General features: G+C 39.2%; 1 protein-coding gene. It reads right to left on the bottom strand.

Annotated features, from left to right (window positions below; genetic code table 11):
- Positions 1-8: 8 nt before the first annotated feature.
- Positions 9-971, bottom strand: a complete 963-nt coding sequence (locus ACSC97_RS18150; protein WP_004691346.1) for an IS30-like element IS18 family transposase — start codon at positions 969-971, stop codon at positions 9-11.
- Between the last annotated feature and the right edge of the window lie 104 nt (positions 972-1,075).

Consider the following 1,075-nt stretch of genomic DNA (forward strand, 5'->3'; position numbering starts at 1 on the left):
TGGCGGATTCAAGCGGCAAGTGCAACAGTATAAAAACCAGCCATAACTTCACTCGGTGTATACCAACCTAGTGTTTTTCTAGGACGATGGTTGAGTGCAAATTCTATCTGCTCTATTTGTTCGTTTGACACGCCATCAAACGATGATGATTTTGGCAGATATTGACGGATTAAACCATTCGTATTTTCATTTCTAGCTCGCTGAATAGACTTGTAAGGATCAGCAAAATACGTCTCTATGCCAGCATCAGTAATTCTTTTGTGTTCGGAAAATTCTTTGCCATTATCAAATGTCACACTATAAGCATGGCTCATTTGTAAACGATCTAATGCACAAGTAATCGTTTGAGAGGATGCTCTTGTTGGCCCTAAATGAACAATATGTACATACAGGCTCTTTCGATCAACGAGAGTCAATAAAGCACCTTTATGATGTTTACCAATCACCGTGTCACCTTCGAAATCTCCTAAACGTTGTCGTTGATCAATGACCTGGTGTCGGCAGTGAATACTTGTTTTATCAATGATTTGACCCCTACGATCCGTGTTTTTGTAACCGCGTTTTCGATATTTCTTCTGATGCCTTAAATGTAGATGAAGTTTACCGCCTTTTGATTTATCTTGATAAATGTACTGGTAAATCCACTCATGTGAAGGTACATCCAGCCAACCGCGTTGTGTTAAAGCACCTGAAATTTGTTCGGGTGACCAGTCCAAACCAATCAAATAATCAATATAAGCGAAGGCAAATGCTGTCATTGATGATGAAGGACGGTACCGTCTTTGACTTGCAAATTTAGCTGCCTGTTGAGCTCTATATCCACGTTGCCCAGTATTTCTTTTTAATTCACGGTAGATGGTTGATCGTGAACGTCCTAATTCCCGAGCAAGGGTAGCGATTGAACTTTTACTTTTCAAAGTAGCATAAATTTCGTATCTTTCATCTTGAGAAAGTTGGGTGTATTTCTTCATTGTGTGCTTTCCAATTGCGAGTTGAAAAAGTCTAATGATTCTATGAATACACCTAACTTTTTCAACTAACTACAAATGTGTTGCACTTGGGATTTGAATCTGCG

The organism is Acinetobacter sp. P1(2025) (genome assembly GCF_051390655.1).
Taxonomy (GTDB): domain Bacteria; phylum Pseudomonadota; class Gammaproteobacteria; order Pseudomonadales; family Moraxellaceae; genus Acinetobacter; species Acinetobacter junii.